Genomic DNA, 18,146 nt, shown 5'->3' on the forward strand with positions numbered 1-18,146 from the left:
TTGAGACGATCCACGCCCACTACCCTGGAAACGAACGGGTCAAAGTGGGTGCGGGGGAGAGGAAGTGGGACCAATTTCCAGCAGGTCGACAACAAGCTGGCCCGCACCTTCACCACCCAAATGGAAACGCTCAAGAAGTTCCGCAGCAAGAACGAGCAGCGCGTCGTGGTCGAGCACCAGCATGTCCATGTCTATCCAGGCGGGCAAGCGGTCGTCGGCACGGTGACCCAGACCGGCTCGATCAATGGCTTTTGCGGGTGGACCATTAAGTACCCTGACACATGTTCATGCCGTGCGCTGGTCCGGTAGACTATGTATGGTGCAAAAGTTCTCTCGCCTAACTCCTGCCTGTAGCGGAACTTGACGAGCTTTCTGGCCCCTACTGCGTCGCAAAGGGTATTCAGGTTCATGGCAAAGTCTCCGCTGGTTCAACCGTCAGACCTTTGACCTTCGCCATCCCGCCGCTCGAGCTTCCTCCTCCGAGCAAAACCACCGTTCGCCATGTGATCGGCTGATCCGGGTGTCGTCGTAGTATTTCTGCCCCGGCACGTGGTAGATGCGCTCGCCCTGGGTGCTGACATTGCCCTTGATGTTGCAGTCGCCTTGCTGGGCGCTGCCAGGAGTAAGGGTAAGAGCCAAAAATGCAGCGGCGATGGCAGGTCTGGTAATTGCGGTTCTCATACCGACAGAACATCATGCCCAATGCGGCTAGGCAAGCGACAACCCCAGCAGCGAAAGCTGCCGGGGCCATGGGGTATTGAGGGATAGTGCCTCAGCGACGGGGGCCGCCAAGGCAGCGTGTGAATCTTGGGGGCAATATTCATCACGCAGCCAGTGAACGTGCGCTGTGCGATCCGGTTCCGCAAATAATTCGGATTGAGCGCAGCCCTGGCCCTTAACCGGGGTGGGACCATCCCGTGCCGGACTCAGGGCTGCGCTCTGGTGCAGGACTATCTGACTCGACCTGACAGGATGCTTACCGGTCCAACTAGTATTTTAGCGGTTTTCGTAGTCCCTGATCAATTAGGTCGGGGACTTGTCAACGAACCCACCTATCGCACCGCCTTCATTCTCCCATCTGGAAATTGGGCGGCGTGCCAGGAAGCCGGTTCCAACGTCAGGGCGCATATTCTGGCGCTGCATCCAGCGCCGGACCTCTACGGCCGCTTCCTCGATAGTTCTGCCCGTTCGTTCGCTAACCAGTTCACTAAGCTGCCCTTCCGTCTTGACGGGCGTCAGGTCGGCGGGACTTAGGTTCGGCCATTCGCGCTCCGCGCCTGAGCGCAAGAGAGTCTTGTGTAGGGCCGAGCCCTTGGGCTCTCCCTTTCGGAAGCTAAACACTGGATTCTCCAGTGGACGCCGAGCGCCGAAGGGCGAGGCCCAATCGAGGCCAGCTCATTGCGTACTAATACTCAAATGGTGCCTGTCGGCCCAGACTATAAGGCACTAGCGCTGACATGCTTTTACAATCCGGCATTGCGCCGCCAGGTTGACCGGCGTCTACGAACCGAAGGGGCCGACGTGGTTTTTTTGTTGGGCCTCTTGCGTCCACTTGGGGCTGGCGGTCGGAGCAGGCATGCGAAAAGTCTGCGCCGACCGCCTACTAATTCACCCTCACTTTCGTGGGCCGAGCCAATAACGCTCTGGAGCGCTAAGGACGGGCCACGTCGAGACCCGCTGCCGAGCAGAAGCAGAGGGCGCAGGCGCGGAGGCCCCACTAAGGCTCGATGTCTTCCGATTCAAATCGGGCGGTGCGCCGGGCGACGATTTGGCCCAGCTCGTTCTTCACGGTGATTTGGATGCTCGTCGGTCCGGAGCCGGGCTTGACGTCCATCGCCATTTCATAGAGCGCATTGCTCGCTTCTTGCCGGGCACGCTCGATTGTATCGAATTCACCGCCGATGAGGTCGGGGACGGGGTCCTCTCCCGCTCGCTGGACCTCGAAAAAGAACCACGCCATCCGCTACGCTCCAACCACCCAATCGTAAGGACCGAACAGATCCGGGGCACCGCTAGTTGCAAGTAGGTTGGAGATGTGATGGCCGCATTGAAGGCCGCCGCTGGTCGCGCCAGTGAAAGGGCGGCCCGAAGACCCCCCGCAATCCGTCGCATCAGCTAGCCGCGACGGCAATGCCGCAGTTCTTCACGCGCCCATTTGCTCAATAAATTGGCACTTGAATGGAACCGAGTACCCTTGGGGGGCTTGTTCATGTGACTGCCTGGGGAGCACATTTTGGACAACATTACGGTCCTCGTCGTGGAAGATGAGGTTCTAGTCGTTCTTGAACTAGAGGATGCGCTTCGCGATGCTGGCTACAGTGTCGTGACGGCAAACAACGGGCATGAAGGTCTCAAGCTGGCAGAAGAGCTTTTCGGCTCCATACGCGGAATTATCACCGATATCAGAGTTGGCGCAGGTCCTGACGGTTGGCATATCGCCCATCGGGTGCGCGAGTTGAACCCCCAGATTGCGGTGGTCTACATGAGCGGCGATAGCGCGTCGGACTGGGCCGCAAATGGCGTCCCGAACAGTCACATGATCCACAAACCGTTTGCGACTGCTCAGGTAGTGACGGCTATCTCCCAGCTCATCAATGAAGCTGACCGGCAGTTGTGAAGGGTTGGCCCGCCAAAACCAGCATGCTGCGCGCCTTGCCCCGGTACCAGCTGGAGCGGCATCGACCGCGATTGTATCGTTCTTTGTAACCGGATGGCCACTTCGACCTCTTACAGCTACGCCGTACAGGGCTGGGGCGCCATCGTGGCCAAAATGACGGAAATTGAGGAGCGACTGCAGCAGTCGCTGAAGCTCCTCCGCGCATGGGGATGGATGAGTAGCATATCCGAGCGCCCGGACGACGCAATCAAGGTACTCGCGGAAGAAGCCAGGCACCTTGTCAGGCTTGGCACTCAACACCCAAAACGTGCTCGTGAGATTGGCAGGCTCATCGTGGCCTACGAGCGCCTGATAGCAAAGGTGAAGGACGGCTCTGCTCGCCGGTGCGACCCATCGATAACTCTCGCTAAGGGTCGAGGTAGTCTGTGACCGCTGATCCAGCCCCTCTGGTCGCGCTGGCGACCGGCAAGAATTGACCATCGTTAGCTTCGGCTATCCACTTTGCCAACAACCGACCGCAACGGGAACAGTTCAAGGCCGTTCCGCTGGGGAGATTTGCCGCGCCGATGCAGTTCGTCTGGTGACAAAAAGGGCAGAAAAACAATGCATGGAAATTGGCTGACATACGCCACCTCTATGGGTTTCGTGGCGGCAGCTTAAACCTCTTGGGGGCATTTTGACTGTCATCGCCGATGCCACAGATGGGTCGGCGATTGCCGCACCATCGCACCTGAGCTGCGTCGTGTCGTTTAACTATGACAGGTTTCGCCTAAGCATCTGATCACGTCTGCGGATAAGAGGACTCGCTGTAGAGACGGACCATGTTGATGGTGCCGTTTGTCACCCAGTAGACGCGGCAGTCAGTCCAGGACGAACTTGTCCTCAACCGCCAACGCCAGCGCAATGGAGTGAAGTCGGTCCTGCAGAAGGCGCATCTTCGTGATGTCGCTCTGGATGCCGATATAATGCGTTACTCTCCCGGACGAATCTGCGACCGGCGCCAAAGAAAGCCGGTTCCAGAACGGGGTGCCGTTCTGGCGGTAATTGAGCACGTCGATGAGCAGAGATTCGCCATGTTCTATTGCCGCCCTCATTTGCGCTACCGCATCGGGGCTGGTGTCGGGACCTTGAAGAAAGCGACAATTCTGCCCTATCGCGTCTTTGCGCCGATAGCCCGTCATCTTCTCGAACCCTTGATTCACGTAGACGAGAGGGGCGTCAGGGGCGCGGATATCCGATAGGGTCAGGGCCTGAGCCGAGGGGTCAAGCTTGGTATCCTTGATCTTGTTCTCAGCGAAAGGGTGCTTGATGGGCGCCATTGTTCCACAGCGGTTGATATGAGAGGTCATACCGCGCCCAGGCCAGGACTTCAAACAGCATGGTAAAGGCCCGGTTGCCAAAGCGAGCACAGCGCTGGTTCCACGCTGGTTGGTGCAGGCAGTCAATCCGCCCATCAAGAAGCCGGCTGCCCCACATCACGCGGCGAATGGGTCACACCACGAAAGACGGCGGCGCGGACTTCACCGGACACTGCAGTGCACCAACGATCCGCCGCCGGGGAGGCGGCGGACCATTTAGTCGGCAGCTTCTTAGTTGTCACTGGAGCGCTCGGCGTCAATTGCGAGCTTAACCTGCCTGCTCGTAAGGTAGATGCCGCCAGGGGCCAGCAGGACGAGGGAAGTGGCTATTATGACAGTGGAGCCGCCGAAAAAGGCCGAAGCAAAGGCCCAGGAAGCAACGCCGATGGCGAGCCACAGATACCCGCTAATTAGGGTAATGGCTGGCATGGCGTGAACAAAGGCAGCGGCGGTGCTGCGACGTGCCGGGGTGTCGTTGGGTTCAGTGGACATGTTAGTGCACACGTGTCTGCCGCACTCTTTGAAGAGCGCGGGATTTGAAGATCAAAGGATGGACTTCAGGCGCCTAGGCTAGGCGGTGCACATGGCCAGAAGCCCAAAGAGACTTTCTTTGAGCTGAAAATTCGAAATGGCGCATAGACTGCAGTTCCATCAGTGGCGCGCAGACTGACCGTTGCAGGCGATGGCGGCAGATCATCGCAATGATGGGTTTTTAATGTTGTCGAAATCCACGGGCTAACGATGGCCGACGGGGAGGCTACCTCACCGGAGGTGAGTGTCTGTTCGGCACGGTGGATTGAAAAATGATCCGATGCTTGCGCAAGGGACGGTTGGATCGCTAGCAGCAGGACGGCGGCGAATGCCGCTAAAAGTGCTGTGATCCGGTTCATCGAATTCAATGGGTTCCCACCAAGTACAGCTTCATTACTCGCTTGGACCGCCCAAAGATAGGCTTCAAACGCTCCAGTGGCGTGCCGTTCGTCACCACGCGGCCCCAAGGTACCAGCCTTGGGCGAGGCGTTCGTTCAACTTTGACGTGGGGCGGCACCAGACGCCTTGACTCGGCCGCGCTCAAAAGGAACATAAAGGGAACATTGTACCTACACCGACAGCCAGCCATGCCCGCCGATACCCTCAAGGAGATGGGCTCAACGACCCTTCGCTTCCAGTGCGATCCATGCGGACGTAGGGGGAAATATCGGGCCGACCGGTTGGCAGAGCTAGTGGGCGAGGTGCCACTTCCCGAAGCCATGACCCTGCTCGCAAAGCTTGCGGGTTGCTCCAGGGCTCTTAACCCACCCAGCCCGAACAGTCTCAACTACAACGTCGACCGCTGCCAAATTCGTCGCGACAATCCGGCTCCACAAATGCCAGCCACCGTGGGGAAGGCAATGCACGAGAAATGGAGGGGCTTCATTCGCTGCGAGGGGCACCACCAGGGCCTGAAGGCGACCAGGCCGTGCGGGGTTGAGGCGGAACTGGATTTGCCGACGTTAGTGGCGGCACTCGGCTATAATTTCGAGATTGCCAAGCTTAAGTCGAAACTGACCGCGCCATGTTGTGGAAGCCGGAGCTTTGAGCTTACATGGTATCGTCCGGCCGCCCAAGCCGCCTAGTATCTGGGGGTTCGCTCCCGGCGCGGGTCGGACCCGGCGATTCCGTTTTTGAGGAAGGTACAATGGCTCGCCTAAAGGAACTGGTCATAGACAGCGACGTGCCATCGCGCCTGGCCAAGTTCTGGGCTGACGCTCTCGATGGCTACTCTGTTATGCCATACGACGACGAAGAGATTGCTCGGCTGGCGTCACTCGGCCTCACCCCCGAGACTGATCCATCGGTCATGATAATTGGACCGGGGATTCGGTTGTGCTTTCAGTTGCGCGAGGGGCCACGTCCACAGCGAAACCGGCTTCATCTCGAAGTTGAAGCGCTAAATGTGGACGAGGAGATGACGCGCTTCACCGTACTCGGAGCAAATTATGTGCGAAGAGAAAAAGGATATGTGGTGATGACGGACCCGGAGGGCAATAACTTCTGCATCTGCCAGGGCCCTGGCGGCCATTTAGATTGAGCCGACGATCCGTCAATGGCCTTGTCGGTCCTCTTTCACACCAGCTCCTCGAACGTCACCTGCATTCTGATGCGACGAAAGAGCCCTTGGGCCTCTCCCCGAACGGCCTCGGAAATCCGCAACTCGCCCATGAAGCGAATGCTCCGACAATAGACCTGCGTTGGGCTTCAGCTCCGCAAGTGGTCGTCAGCGTCGAACTGACGACGCTCCGTTTCGGAAGCCGGAGCTTTGAGATGACCTGGTATCGACCGACCGCTCAAGCAAACAAAGACGTTCCCTGAGGATTGAGGCCAATTAGGAACTGGGCATTAACCCCAAGTCCGGCCGTGAACTGGTGAAACTGCTGTCTAGGGCGCGGATTAGGAAGCGATTAACCGGATAAGTCGCGAAGTTACCTCTCGTATGCAGGCAGAAGTCTGTGGGGGGAAACAGAAATGCATTTTGGCAAGTCCATTCTAATAGCCGCGATGTTGGCCTCTGTCAGCACGGCGGTTTTGGCCCAGGACTGGACCGCGGAGCGACTGCGCGGTCAGGTCCTGCAGTTCGAACACGGGGACTGGACGGCGCTGGAGCGTGGCGACGTCGTGCCTGACGGCCGCAAGATCCGCACCGGCAGCACTGGTCGGGTCGAACTGGTACGCGGACAGGAGCGCATCGCCCTCGCCGGCAATACGGAGGTGGAGGTGCGCGATGCTGCCGGGCAGAAGATGACCAGCGTCCTGCAGTTCCATGGCAGCGTGACCATCGAGGCCGAGCGGCGCAATGTGCAGCATTTCTCTGTGCAGACGCCAGTGCTGGCCGCCGTGGTCAAGGGCACGCAGTTCACCGTGACCTATCGCAATGGACAGGCACGCGTGGACGTGGACCGCGGCGTGGTGCAGGTGCAGGACAGTGCCCATGACATGGTGGTGGATGTGACACCTGGGCAGGCCGCCGAGGCCAGCCAGATGGCGCCGGTGGATGTGAGCGGACCCGGCTCGGATCGGGTGGTCTACCTGATCGAGGGCAATGTGGTGCCGGCGGTGGCGCGCGAGGCGGTGCTGCGGGGAGACGTGGCGGCAGAAGATGCCCTCGATGCGGTAAGGAACGGTACCATTCCCAACGCCAACGCAAGGGCCAATGCCAATGCCAATGCCAATTCCGCAGGCCAGGGCAATGCGGTCAGCGCCAATGCCCGAGCCAGCAACAATGGGAACGGAAACAGCGGCAATAGTGGCCCGCCATCACACTCAAATGCAGGCGGCAACGGAAATGGGCCTCCGGCGCACTCGAACGCGGGCGGAAACAGTTCAGGGGCCGGCAATAACGGCAATGGGAATGGCAACGGTCCCCCGTCACAATCGAACACCGGTGGGAATGGAGATGACCCGCCAGAGCACTCAAATGCCGGCGGCAACTCAAGCTCGGGCAGCAGCGGTAGCGGAAATGGTCCGCCAGAGCATTCGAACGCTGGTGGGAACGGGAAGGGAAACGGCAAAAAGGATGACTGAGAAAGCCCGGAAGTCATTCCTTGGCGGGATCAAGCCCTAGGCGGCCTGTCCTGCTTCGCATTCACGGCCACTAGCACACCGTCCGGCAATGGCCGCTGGAGCTTAATGGTTTCCTCTTTCGGCGCGGTGAGCCAAAGCTCGATTTCATCTGGTTTTATCAGTATGACCGGCATGGCCTTCATATGGATTGAGCCCCCCACGTCATTCGGCTCGCAGGTCAAGAAGCCGAACAGGTCAGTGGTTTCCAGGCCAGTGCGGACCTTTCGCACGCTTGTCCAGTCCTTGACCCATATGCCTGCGAAGAAGGCTAAGGGGCGGCTTTCATCGAAGGCAAACCAGGTGTCGCCCTTCTTCTTGCCGTCCTCGAAAGTGTTGTCGAACTCGCTGAAGGACGTGAAGGGCACAACGCAGCGATTTTCAACGCCTATCCAGCGGTTCCAATGGGCATTCCAGCGCGTGCCGTTGAAGATGTTGCGAACGTTGGTGGTCCCGCTGTCAGGCGTAAGCGGTGCCCTACCCCCACCTTCCGCCCGTTCGCGAGTCATGAGATTGCGCACTGGTTGATTTCAGTGCGGGAGTTTCTCCATGGACGCTCCAATGGAGCTTCTCACAAATGGCGGGAGGCGGCGTCGCAATCGGCAGTGGCCCGATGAGGTGAAGGCGCGGATCGTCGCCGAGACGTTGCGACCGGGGGCGACCGTTAGTGAAGTTGCGGAGCGGCATGGGCTGAAGGCCAACCATGTCTCCTCTTGGCGAACCCTTGCGCGGAACGGGAAGCTGGTGCTGCCGGCACCAGAGGATGCGGTGGACCACAGCCAAGATGAACGGCGTCGATCCGCACGCCTGGCTGACCCAGACCCTTCAGCGCATCGCCGGCGGCTGGCCCAGCAGCCAGACCGCCGTACTGATGCCCGGGAACTTCAAGCCATAGCGGCCTCGGCTACGCGCTTACGAAGGTGTTCGGCGCTCCTACGACCCATGTCCTGAATCGGGCAATCGTTGAAGGCTTCATGTACCAGTTGGATTTCGCCCGCCAGAAAGGGCAAGACCTGACGTCTGTCCGAGTATCAGCTCAAAAGGCCCTCGCCTATGCGACGGCAATCCTGACGTCGAAAACCAACGGGGCCAGCCGCTATGAGGTGGAGGCGGTCGCTGAAGCTATCCGGAAACGGATCGGCCAACCCGATGCGAAGAAGTTTCGCGTCAGCTATATTGCCAAGGACATGTTGGACGCGAACGCGCTTCTGGGGGTCAGCTACACCGATGACCTGGACGATGACTGAGAATCGCCCTTGGCCGCACGGCTAGGGTGATGTTTAGGGTTGAGGACGGGCTAAAATCGAATTCGCCAATGAATTCAGCAGTTTATTAGAAGGAAGTGGCGGAGAGGAAGGCAGCGTTGTTGGCCGCAGGTGCGCCAACTTGGCCTTGCGCACATCCCCCAGCATAAGGGCCGTTGTGCGCCAACTTCCTTTTCCGCACCTTCGTCCTGTTCAACTGAAGTTTTACGTCGTTGCGATCTTCTAAGATGACGTGATTGAGCTACTCCCCGAAAATGGGACGCTGACGTAAGCTAGGAATTGTTGTCTGCTGGTCTTCGACGATGGAGATCAGAGATGTCGAAACGCAAGCAGCATTCGCCCGAGTTCAAGGCGAAGGTCGCCCTGGAAGCATTGAAGGGCGAAGAGACGGTATCGGAATTGGCGAGCCGGTTCGGAATTCACCCCACGATGATCCACCAATGGAAACGGGCGTTGCTCGAAGGGGCATCGGGTGTGTTCGAGCGCGGCGGGCGCAAAAGGCCTGAGATTGACGATGAACAGGTCAAGGATCTGCATGCCAAGATCGGAGAGCTGGCCGTCGCCAACGATTTTTTGTCCAGAAAGCTCAAGCCTTGGGGCGGGAAGTGAGGCGAGGGATGATAGAACCTGATCACCCCGTGCTCTCAATTGGCAAACAGTGCACGCTGCTGTCGATCGCGCGCTCTTCGTTCTACTACACGCCGAAAGGCGAGACCGAGATCAACCTTGCCCTGATGCGCAGGATCGATGGGCAATTCCTGGAAACGCCCTTCTTCGGAGTCCGGCAGATGACCTGGCACCTGCGCAATGAAGGTCACGTGATAAACGAGAAGCGCGTGCGTCGGCTGATGCGGCTCATGGGCCTGATGCCGATTTATCAGAAGCCCAATACCTCGAGACCAGCCAAGGGGCACAAGATCTGGCCCTATCTTCTGAAGGGGTTGAGGGTGGAGCGCCCGAACCAGGCCTGGGCTGCGGATATCACGTATTTACCGATGCGCCGGGGCTTTCTCTACCTGGTGGCCATCATGGACTGGCACACCCGCAAGGTCTTGGCATGGCGCATCTCGAACACGCTGGAGGCAGACTTCTGCATCGAGGCGTTGAACGAGGCGGTCCACAAGTTCGGTCCGCCCGAGATCATGAACACCGATCAGGGGAGCCAGTTCACGTCCTTTGCCTGGACCGATCGGTTGCGACGAATGGGGGTGCGCATCTCCATGGATGGCAAGGGCCGGTTCCTCGACAACATCTTTGTCGAGCGGCTCTGGAGAACCCTCAAATACGAATGCGTCTACCTGCACGCCTGGGAGACCGGGTCACAGGCCCGCGCCGGCGTCCGCGAATGGGTGGACTTCTATAATAACCGACGCCCTCATTCCGCCCTTGGCGGAAAACCGCCTGCCGTGATCTATTGGCAGCGCATTGACCAAAACCAACCCGACCAGCAGGTGCAACGAGTAGCTTAATTTACGCCAAAAGCTGTCCAACGATTGGGGAGTAGCTCAGATGTTGCGTATCCTTCGCCTAAAAGAGGTTCCATTGGCATTCCCCCGTTTCTTCGCTTTCCGCACCCGCTCTCCTGGCCGAGACCAGCAAACCGACGCCACCAGATTGGGCGCCGTAGCATCGGTAGTTGAGAGCCAACTGAACGAGACAGAACGTGAGATGAGCGGGCTCAAGACGCGCGTGGACCAGGCCTATCTCAAAGCCACAGCGCTGCTGGAGGCGAGCGGCGACTATGCCGACCGATCTTCCGAGGACGAGGCAGAAATCAGGGCATTTGAAGCCTCCGCCAGCGCCGCGCGACAACGCCTTGCCCAGCTCGAACAACAAAAGACACTGCTCGAACAGATTCGCACCATGCTGCAGCAGGCCACGCCTGCCCAGCCGACGGAGCAATAGCCTCGACCGCATTTCGTGCGAACAGGCACGCAGAAACTTGCCCCCGACCCCTCTCACCGTCGCCATCATTGCGCCGATCTATTCAATGCAATGGAGACCGAGATGGTCGACAGGTTTTCCGGGCACACGCCCGGCTTTGAGTCCCCCGCCCAATCGGGATTTGCCGTAACGCCCGCAGATGGCCAGGCGCTGGCCGAAACCACGCGCGCCCCTTAAGTCGGCGCGGGTGGCAATCTCGCCCTGACCCTGGCCGGGGGCAGCCAGGTCATATTGGCAAGGTGCCAACAGACAACTTGCTGTTACTGCGAGTAGCGGCGGCCGCTGCCACCGGCACCACGGCAAGCAACATCGTGGGGCTCGGTTGAGCTGCATCGGCATCGCATTGACCACGCAGCCCAAGGCTTCGCCCCTAAGATGGCCCGACCACGCCGCCTTCGCGTCCGACTTCGTCACCGCCGTTTGGTGGTGGACCATCCGGCCCGCGCCCTTGGGAAGATCATGACCTTCGCCCGCCCCTCGCCGGGGACACGAGCATGGCGGGCACTCTACGGGCCTATCTGGCCGGTGTGGCGCGGCTGACCGATGCGGGACTGCTGCTGGAAGGCGCCTGCTCCGCTCCTCGGGCCTGTCCGACGCCAGTGCCTAGACCGCGGTGGGTTTCACCACGACCACAGGTAGTCCGCTAGCCTTTGGCGCACTGGTGCTAGGGCAATGCGCCGTGAGCGCTCCCTCCGCCATTCCCAAGTTCAAGAGCCTCGATACCCTCACCTTGGCCGATCAGGACTGTGGCGTGGTTTCGTTTTTCGCCCTGCCCGGCTCGGCCATTCCGCTCCGCACCCATGTCTTTGACGGCACCGGCAATACCGCGACCAGTTGGACCGTCTCCGGTAGCACTATCAGCAAGGGCGGCACGATCGAGAACAATCCTGCTCTCACCCGCCACATAGCCGACGTCATCGAAACCTATCCCAATGGCCTTGTCCGGCTCTGGACGACCTTCCGCAATGTGTCGGGCAGCCCCCTCACCTATGCGGCCCACCCACATATCCAGGGGACGACCGGAGTACCCGCCATGGCCACTGCCTGCTGGATGGGCGGACACCAGCTCGAAAAAGGCCGCTGGCCGACTTCGCAGATCATCACCAATGGCAGCACGACCACCCGCGCTGCGGATAGCCTCAGCCTGCCGGCCGCGACGGCGGGCGCCGGCAGCGCGCCGAGCTTTGCCCTTGCGGCGCGCTACCTGGGCGGGCAGACAGGCTTTCCCTGGCTCCCCAGCCTCAACGACGGCAGCGCCGCTAACGAAATCGGCCTCTACGTCGCCGCCAATGCCGGGAGCCTTAACCGCAAGGTCAATACCGCCGTCACCGCCCAGACCGATGTAAGACCCATGGCAGCGTCGGCATCACCAACCTTGCCTGTGGCGACCACATCACCGCCGCCATGCGCGTGGCCACTAATGACCTCAAGACCTGGGCCCGCCGCAACAGCGACAGCCCGGTGGAAAGCAGCGACGATACGGTGGTGGTGCCGGGGTTTGGTCAGTTGCAGATTTGGACGGGACAAGGTGGGGCCAATCGAGGCGCAGTGTTATTGAGCCAGTTCTACGCCTGACCGGTCTGGAACAATTCCATCCTCTCCGCCTGGACTGGCTAACCGGCGCCAAGAACCTCTCGATAGATCGCCGCTGTTCTTTGCGCCATTACATTGACTGAATAACGACTCTCGACCGCGGCGCGGGACGCCGCGCCCAGCGCGTGACGTGCCGTTTCGTCCAGCAGATTAGCGACACATGCCGCGCCGCCAACGGCGTCCCCGTCAGAAAAAAGCAAACCATTGGAATTGTGACCGACAAGGTCCCGATTGCCGACCACATCTGTGGCAACGATAGGCAAGCCTTCGGACATCGCTTCGAGGACGCCGAGCGGCATGCCTTCCCAACGGGATGTTGACAGATAGAGATGGGCATCGCGAAAATAGGAACGAGGGTTCGAGCTTGCGCCTGGCAAGCTCACATACTCGCCTAGCTCCGCAGCTTGGACCGCGTCTATGCAGGCTTGGCGCTTCTCCCCGTCGCCAACGATGGTCAAACAGAACTTGAGGTCCGGCTGTGCTTGCCGCAGCTGTCTGGCAATCTCGATGGCCAACTCAGGATTCTTCTGATGATCGAACCGGCTGACTGAAACGATATCCAGGCGAGTCTGATCAGGCTCCGCCGACCGCAACTCCGGAATGGCAACGCCATTGACGACGGTTCGCAGCTTGCTTTGCGGCATAAAGCCAGCCGCCTCGATCAGCTTCCGCTCTCCGTCTGACACGCATATCGCGGCCCCGGTGAACCAGCCAAGAGCACGTTCGATTGCCAGATACCCGGCCTTCTTGACGCGGCCATACTCACCCACGTGCAAACCATGAAAGGTATGCACCACTAGCACACCGGTACGGGCGGATAGCAGCCGACTATATATGCCTGCACCCTTACCGTGCGAGTGAACGAGCGCGACCTTGCGCTTTCTGATTTCGTCGGCCAGATACCCAAAGGCATCAAGCTTGAACGCCCGATGCGGCACAGGAATCACGTTATTAGGTCCGATGAGCCGCGCATACCGACCGAAATAAGGCTCCTCATCTGGACACGCGACGATCGGCAAGATCCCGGCCGGTAAATGCTGTAACAATTGGTAGAGGTGCTCTGGCCCCCCACCTATGTCAGCGCGCAGGGTTAGGAACAGGGTGTTCAGTTTTATCCACTCCTAGGGATCGGGACTTAAAATCCATTTTCCAAGCCAATCCTATTGCCATGAAAAAAAGTGGCCCAGCGCTCCATCCCGCATGCGCCCCGCCAGTCATCATTCTGGCAATGAACGCCATCGACACGCCCATGCCCAAAATCGCCCAAGGACGCCCCATTGCGGACCTAAGTGTGAAACGCACAGCGGTAGCAACCCAGAAAGCGGAAAACAGGAAAAAGCCGAGGATACCAGACTCCACCCAGGCTAATAAAAACGAATTATCAATAAAGTATCCAGCATACGACTCGAATGATTTGTAACCAAAACCAAATACAGATGACAAATACGGAAGCTCAACGATTGTCGACCATGTATCCAACCTAACTGAATCTGCAAACTGCCCCTGACCGCTGATATTAAAAAAATCCAATCTGTACATGGAGTTTTTTATGTCTAAAGGTAGGTTGTCAAATCCTACAGAATAAATAGTCACCGCTATAACAAAAAAAACAGCAACGAACGCAAGAAGCATTTTGTAGTAGTATTTCGGCTGAAAGGCGACAAAAATCAGAAACCCCACTAGCAACATTAGAATGCTGGTCCGTGAGGAAGAAAAAATTATCCCTAAAACTGCCAGCGAGTGACCAAACAGGGCAACCCACCAATTCAATTTTACGCCTGCCAAGGGCGCCCCTAACAGCAATAGAGATAATAAGGCGCAGACTTGGCCGTACTCCCCGGAATTCCCAACAATTCCGCCCGCACGCAGGACACTTCCATATCCAGCACCCAGCCAGAGCTGCTGCTGGGTATCCTGGATTTGCACTCCTAAGATATGCAGAACCAGCCCTACCACAACGGCGACACTACTCCCTATTAGAATAAGCTTAAACAAGCCAACAGCATCACTGCCACTCAAATTGCGAATGGACAACACAAGAAATAAGGGAGAAGAAATTGCTACAAGCCTTACTGCCAGCAGGAAATTTGAGAACCCCGCAACTTCAGTGTTCACCAAGACGGACATCATGGCTGAGAGGCAATACATTAGATAGATGATATAAAGAAAGCCACCTTTCTGTACGTTCGTTAGTATCAGTAATATTATGACAGGCGTCAAAATATCTATGACCGAAAATGCTGATCCAGAAAATCTGACATATAGATTCGGACAAGATAGCGCGAGAATCCGAAGGGTATTGAGCTGTACATCGTCTCGCGTCCAGATAGCCATGACCGTTACTTTAGCCAAACCTCGACTTCCGGAACCACGCGGGACAACTCCATGACTGTCGGCTTGAGCTCTCGCCACAGACTTTCTCTAAATTCACCACTCATGGGTGCGCGCGTAGCCGGAACGTTCAACCAACGCTTCAGCTTCTCCACCGGGGCATATCTGCCGCGTCGTAGGTACGTGCGAACCTTTTCTATGGCTGGAGCAATCAATTCAGGCGGCTCGAGAACTAGGTGTGCAAGCGCCGGAAATCGATGCGCGTGAGATGCATTCTGCCGCTCAAAGTCCGAACGACCATCCGAAGGCAAGTTGAGAAATGCGAGTACCCGCTCATATGCTGAAGACATGTTTACCACCATCTCTTCCTGTAGGATAATAAGCCGCCTATCCTCCGGCACTAATTCAAAAAACCTAGTCACCTGAGGAAAAAAATCGACTACCTCTTTGTAAATCAAGAACTTTGGCTCAAAACAACCATTAGGTATGCTACGACCAGCTTTTCGAGCATCTTGAAGCTCCCACGCTTCCTCAAAATCATTTACATCCTCATTATGAGCAAATAACTGCTCCATATGAAATGCGTGTGCAACATCAACCGGATTTCGAAGCAATGCGATGAATTTTGCGTCAGGATTTAATTTAAGAGCATTTTTAATCGCGCATTCTGACATCAAGTAATTAGTCGATGCGTCAATAATTACTTTATGAATTTCAGGGTCGGCGCCACTGTATAGTTTAAGATAATCATCCATTTCGCCAAGCCCGTGCCGTTGAAGTAGCGCAGGAAAATCGGACGCCAAAAAGAAAGGTTCTTTCGGGTAGCTCAGGAACACATCATCTCGTTCAGACAGATAGTGCGCAAGCGCTGTTGTCCCGCACTTCGGCGCGCCAATAATAAAGGTGTTGGGCTTGGTCATCTTGCTCGCAATGAAAAAATCGTGGGGTCGAGGTTGAGTTTGGTGAGGGCTAGGTGGCGTGCCCAGAGGTTCCAGGCGACCAGGCCGAAAAGGGTTCCTATTGCAGCGCCGGTTGTCCCAATCGTTGGAATGAGCACCAGCTGTATCGCCAGGGTGAACCCATAGGTCACCAGCATGATCTGTGCATATGCTCGCTGATGTCCTGTCATCTGCAACAAATAGCCTGTCGGCCCACAGACTGCATTGAAGCCAAACGCGGCCGACAGGAGGATGAGCGGGACATAAGCTTCAGAGAAACCGGCCCCGAAGGTTTCAAGCAACGGCACACCGGTGACGACAATCAATCCGAAAGCCAGGAGCGTTGGCACGGTGACACCGATTGCGATCATCCGAAGGACCTGCTGCATCCGAGCATGCTCATCGGAATGGAACAGGCGCGATATGATGGGAGCGGCAACCATATTGGCGGCAATGAGCATCAGGCCGAGCACGTTTGCGACCCGGGTGGCAGCAAAGTACGGGCCGACTTCTTCAGGCGAGATGAACATGCCCAGCAGGACGACATCGACATACTGGCTGAAGGCAAAGAGAACCGACGCACCCCACATGGGTAGCGCCGTGCGCAGCAGCTCAAGGCCATCTTTCGCCGTCAGGACGCTCCGCACCGGCGCACCTGCACCACCGAGCATTCGGCCCAGTTGCAGCAAGACCAACCCCATCAAAACCGCCGCCGCGAACAGGAAGACACCACCCGCAGACAAACTCATGGCCGCGCCGATCGCATAGATCGCCAAGGCAATAAAACCAGCTCGCCAGATGATGTCTTTCGCCGCCAAAGCCCGAACCACACTGCCCTGCGCCCGAAGCGCACTCGCAACATATTCAGACAAGGTCAGCGGAACGATCAGCAAGGCCGCAGCGTAGAGATAGTCAAGCCCAGCCACGCCCGACCACCCTAGTACTGGAATAGCTAGACCCAGTGCCACTGCCATGCCAACGGCCGCGATCGCGGACCAAAGCAATCCGAAAACTAGGACGGCGACTGCCTTGTCTGGAGATTTTTTTGCTGTGAACTCCGGCCACCAACGCAAAATGCCGGTATGTAGGCCCAGGCTGGCAATGACGCTGAGGAACATGGCCAGCGAAAAGCCAAACCCAAACCGGCCATATTCTTCCGCGCTCATGGCACGGGCCAGCATCAGGACCATCAGGAACGACAGTCCTGCCGCGCCGATTTTGATGATAAGCGCCGTCAACCCGCCATGGGCGAGTTTGGCCAGAAGCTCATCGCCCGCCAGCGTCGCCAGCCTGGCCCGCGCCCGCGCAATGGCAACCGCTGGGCTCATTGGGCGGCCTCGACCAGGCGCTCGGCCATTTCGGGCTCGATGCCATATTGCGCGAACACATCGCACATATCGGACAGGAAATTGGCCTCGCTGAAGCGTATGGTATGGGCCGCAATCGTGTGCGGATCGGCCTGCAATAGTCCGGACCGCTCGAAACGCCCGATGGCATCGATCAGCCCGCCCACGCTCTGCTCGTCGAACAGCAGTCCGGAAATGCCGTCGCGCACTGTCTCGGTGGCGCCCCCGCGATTATAGGCAATCACCGGACGGCCCGAGGCCATCACCTCGACCGGCACGATGCCGAAATCTTCCTCGCCCGGAAAGACCAGTGCCTTGCAGCGGGCCATATGGCTCTTGAGCACGGCAAAAGGCACCTTGCCCAGGAAGGTGACATTGTCATTGGCCTTGGCCGCCAGTGCCTGGCGCGTATTCTCCGGCCCACCGATCACCACCAGCTTCTTGCCCAGCTTGTTGAAGGCATCAACGACGATGTCAGGCCGCTTATAGCTGACCAGCTCGCCGGCCCAGAGATAGAAATCCTCGCGCTCGGATAACGGCGCCGGCGAAAAATCCTCCACTGCCACTGGCGGATAGATCACCCTGGCCTCGCGCCGCCAATATTTGTTGATGCGCTTTTCGACATGGGACGAGTTGGCTATGAACTGGTCGACACGCGCCGCCGTGGTCACGTCCCATTGCCTGAGACCAGGGGCCAGCAGCGGCATGGTCAGCTTGGCCAGCCGCCCTGCTCCGGCCTTATAGACATGATACTGATCCCACAGATAACGCATCGGCGAGTGGCAATAGCAGATATGCGGTGCATCGGGCGGCGCAATGACACCCTTGGCCGGCCCGGCCTCGCTGGAAATCACCAGGTCATAACCCGATAGGTCCAGGCTTTCGAGCGCATAGGGCATGAAAGGCAAATAGCTGCGATAACGCTTCAATGCGCCCGGCAGCTTCGAAATGCCGGTCGTCTGCACCTTGTGGCGTCGAATGGTCTCGCTGACCCCATCCGGATTATAGACATGGGTGAAGATGTCAGCTTGGGGGAAAAGCTTGCACAGCGATTCAAGGACCTTTTCGCCCCCGCGCATGTGCAGCAACCAGTAGTGGACAATTGCAACTCTCAAAGCACCATCTCTCTAAACTGGCCCCAGACGATTAACACCAGG

19 protein-coding genes and 2 pseudogenes are annotated in these 18,146 nt (G+C 58.1%); 11 read left to right on the plus strand and 10 right to left on the minus strand.

Features of this window, described 5'->3' with window-relative positions; genetic code table 11:
* The first annotated feature begins 48 nt into the window (after positions 1-48).
* Positions 49-309, plus strand: a complete 261-nt coding sequence (locus K1X15_RS10365; RefSeq protein ID WP_220303539.1) for a hypothetical protein — start codon at positions 49-51, stop codon at positions 307-309.
* A 126-nt stretch (positions 310-435) separates the two neighbouring features.
* Here K1X15_RS10365 and K1X15_RS21690 read toward each other — a convergent pair whose 3' ends face one another.
* Positions 436-681, minus strand: coding sequence for a sunset domain-containing protein (locus K1X15_RS21690; protein ID WP_240549456.1), 246 nt, complete (start codon positions 679-681; stop codon positions 436-438).
* A 1,036-nt stretch (positions 682-1,717) separates the two neighbouring features.
* The gene (locus K1X15_RS10370) at positions 1,718-1,960 is read right to left on the minus strand and encodes a DUF6894 family protein (RefSeq protein WP_220303540.1); all 243 of its coding nucleotides are present in this window, start codon (positions 1,958-1,960) and stop codon (positions 1,718-1,720) included.
* Positions 1,961-2,233: 273 nt separating this feature from the next.
* Between K1X15_RS10370 and K1X15_RS10375 the strand changes: the two genes are divergently transcribed.
* Positions 2,234-2,617, plus strand: a complete 384-nt coding sequence (locus K1X15_RS10375; RefSeq protein WP_220303541.1) for a response regulator — start codon at positions 2,234-2,236, stop codon at positions 2,615-2,617.
* A gap of 860 nt (positions 2,618-3,477) precedes the next feature.
* Here the strand turns inward: K1X15_RS10375 and K1X15_RS10380 are convergent.
* Both K1X15_RS10380 and K1X15_RS10385 read right to left on the minus strand, forming a co-directional pair.
* Positions 3,478-3,966, minus strand: coding sequence for a PAS domain-containing protein (locus K1X15_RS10380; RefSeq protein WP_220303542.1), 489 nt, complete (start codon positions 3,964-3,966; stop codon positions 3,478-3,480).
* A gap of 240 nt (positions 3,967-4,206) precedes the next feature.
* On the minus strand, positions 4,207-4,467 hold the full coding sequence (locus K1X15_RS10385) for a hypothetical protein (protein ID WP_220303543.1): 261 nt from the start codon (positions 4,465-4,467) through the stop codon (positions 4,207-4,209).
* Positions 4,468-5,653: 1,186 nt separating this feature from the next.
* Here K1X15_RS10385 and K1X15_RS10390 point away from each other — a divergent pair.
* On the plus strand, positions 5,654-6,046 hold the full coding sequence (locus K1X15_RS10390; RefSeq protein ID WP_220303544.1) for a VOC family protein: 393 nt from the start codon (positions 5,654-5,656) through the stop codon (positions 6,044-6,046).
* Between the two features lie 434 nt (positions 6,047-6,480).
* Positions 6,481-7,536: a FecR domain-containing protein gene (locus tag K1X15_RS10395; RefSeq protein WP_220303545.1), complete on the plus strand. Its 1,056-nt coding sequence runs from the start codon at positions 6,481-6,483 to the stop codon at positions 7,534-7,536.
* A gap of 29 nt (positions 7,537-7,565) precedes the next feature.
* Here the strand turns inward: K1X15_RS10395 and K1X15_RS10400 are convergent, their stop codons facing one another.
* Positions 7,566-8,093, minus strand: a complete 528-nt coding sequence (locus K1X15_RS10400) for an SOS response-associated peptidase family protein (protein WP_338033458.1) — start codon at positions 8,091-8,093, stop codon at positions 7,566-7,568.
* A 40-nt stretch (positions 8,094-8,133) separates the two neighbouring features.
* On the opposite strand from K1X15_RS10400, the pseudogene K1X15_RS21605 reads away from it, so the two are divergent.
* From K1X15_RS21605 to K1X15_RS10430, 7 genes and pseudogenes are all read left to right on the plus strand, one after another.
* Positions 8,134-8,310 (plus strand): annotated as a pseudogene (locus K1X15_RS21605) (transposase); the annotation flags it as partial.
* Positions 8,311-8,347: 37 nt separating this feature from the next.
* Positions 8,348-8,467 (plus strand): annotated as a pseudogene (locus K1X15_RS10410) (transposase domain-containing protein); the annotation flags it as partial.
* Between the two features lie 79 nt (positions 8,468-8,546).
* Positions 8,547-8,819 carry a hypothetical protein gene (locus tag K1X15_RS10415; RefSeq protein WP_220303546.1) on the plus strand — a complete coding sequence of 91 codons (273 nt, stop codon included), beginning with the start codon at positions 8,547-8,549 and terminating at the stop codon, positions 8,817-8,819.
* 333 nt (positions 8,820-9,152) lie between these two features.
* A protein-coding gene (locus K1X15_RS10420; protein ID WP_220303547.1) for an IS3 family transposase occupies positions 9,153-10,306 on the plus strand; the annotation gives its coding sequence in 2 pieces (ribosomal slippage) (positions 9,153-9,425 and positions 9,428-10,306; 1,152 coding nt in all).
* 40 nt (positions 10,307-10,346) lie between these two features.
* Positions 10,347-10,742 (plus strand): hypothetical protein, encoded by a 396-nt coding sequence (locus K1X15_RS10425; protein WP_220303548.1) that lies wholly within the window; start codon positions 10,347-10,349, stop codon positions 10,740-10,742.
* A 102-nt stretch (positions 10,743-10,844) separates the two neighbouring features.
* On the plus strand, positions 10,845-10,958 hold the full coding sequence (locus K1X15_RS21610) for a spike base protein, RCAP_Rcc01079 family (RefSeq protein ID WP_420828337.1): 114 nt from the start codon (positions 10,845-10,847) through the stop codon (positions 10,956-10,958).
* 502 nt (positions 10,959-11,460) lie between these two features.
* Positions 11,461-12,339: a phage head spike fiber domain-containing protein gene (locus K1X15_RS10430; RefSeq protein ID WP_220303549.1), complete on the plus strand. Its 879-nt coding sequence runs from the start codon at positions 11,461-11,463 to the stop codon at positions 12,337-12,339.
* Positions 12,340-12,394: 55 nt separating this feature from the next.
* Here K1X15_RS10430 and K1X15_RS10435 read toward each other — a convergent pair whose 3' ends face one another.
* The 5 genes from K1X15_RS10435 to K1X15_RS10455 all read right to left on the minus strand — a co-directional run bounded on the left by K1X15_RS10435 (position 12,395) and on the right by K1X15_RS10455 (position 18,104).
* On the minus strand, positions 12,395-13,489 hold the full coding sequence (locus tag K1X15_RS10435) for a glycosyltransferase (protein ID WP_338033497.1): 1,095 nt from the start codon (positions 13,487-13,489) through the stop codon (positions 12,395-12,397).
* A complete protein-coding gene (locus K1X15_RS10440) occupies positions 13,452-14,489 on the minus strand; it encodes an O-antigen ligase family protein (RefSeq protein ID WP_220303551.1) in 1,038 nt (345 codons plus the stop codon). The genes K1X15_RS10435 and K1X15_RS10440 overlap by 38 nt, the downstream gene beginning before the upstream one ends.
* Positions 14,490-14,713: 224 nt before the next feature.
* On the minus strand, positions 14,714-15,625 hold the full coding sequence (locus K1X15_RS10445; RefSeq protein ID WP_220303552.1) for a sulfotransferase family protein: 912 nt from the start codon (positions 15,623-15,625) through the stop codon (positions 14,714-14,716).
* Positions 15,622-16,971 (minus strand): oligosaccharide flippase family protein, encoded by a 1,350-nt coding sequence (locus K1X15_RS10450; RefSeq protein WP_220303553.1) that lies wholly within the window; start codon positions 16,969-16,971, stop codon positions 15,622-15,624. The genes K1X15_RS10445 and K1X15_RS10450 overlap by 4 nt, the downstream gene beginning before the upstream one ends.
* Positions 16,968-18,104, minus strand: a complete 1,137-nt coding sequence (locus K1X15_RS10455; protein WP_220303554.1) for a glycosyltransferase — start codon at positions 18,102-18,104, stop codon at positions 16,968-16,970. The genes K1X15_RS10450 and K1X15_RS10455 overlap by 4 nt, the downstream gene beginning before the upstream one ends.
* Positions 18,105-18,146 lie beyond the last annotated feature (42 nt).

This window comes from Devosia salina (genome assembly GCF_019504385.1).
GTDB lineage: Bacteria > Pseudomonadota > Alphaproteobacteria > Rhizobiales > Devosiaceae > Devosia > Devosia salina.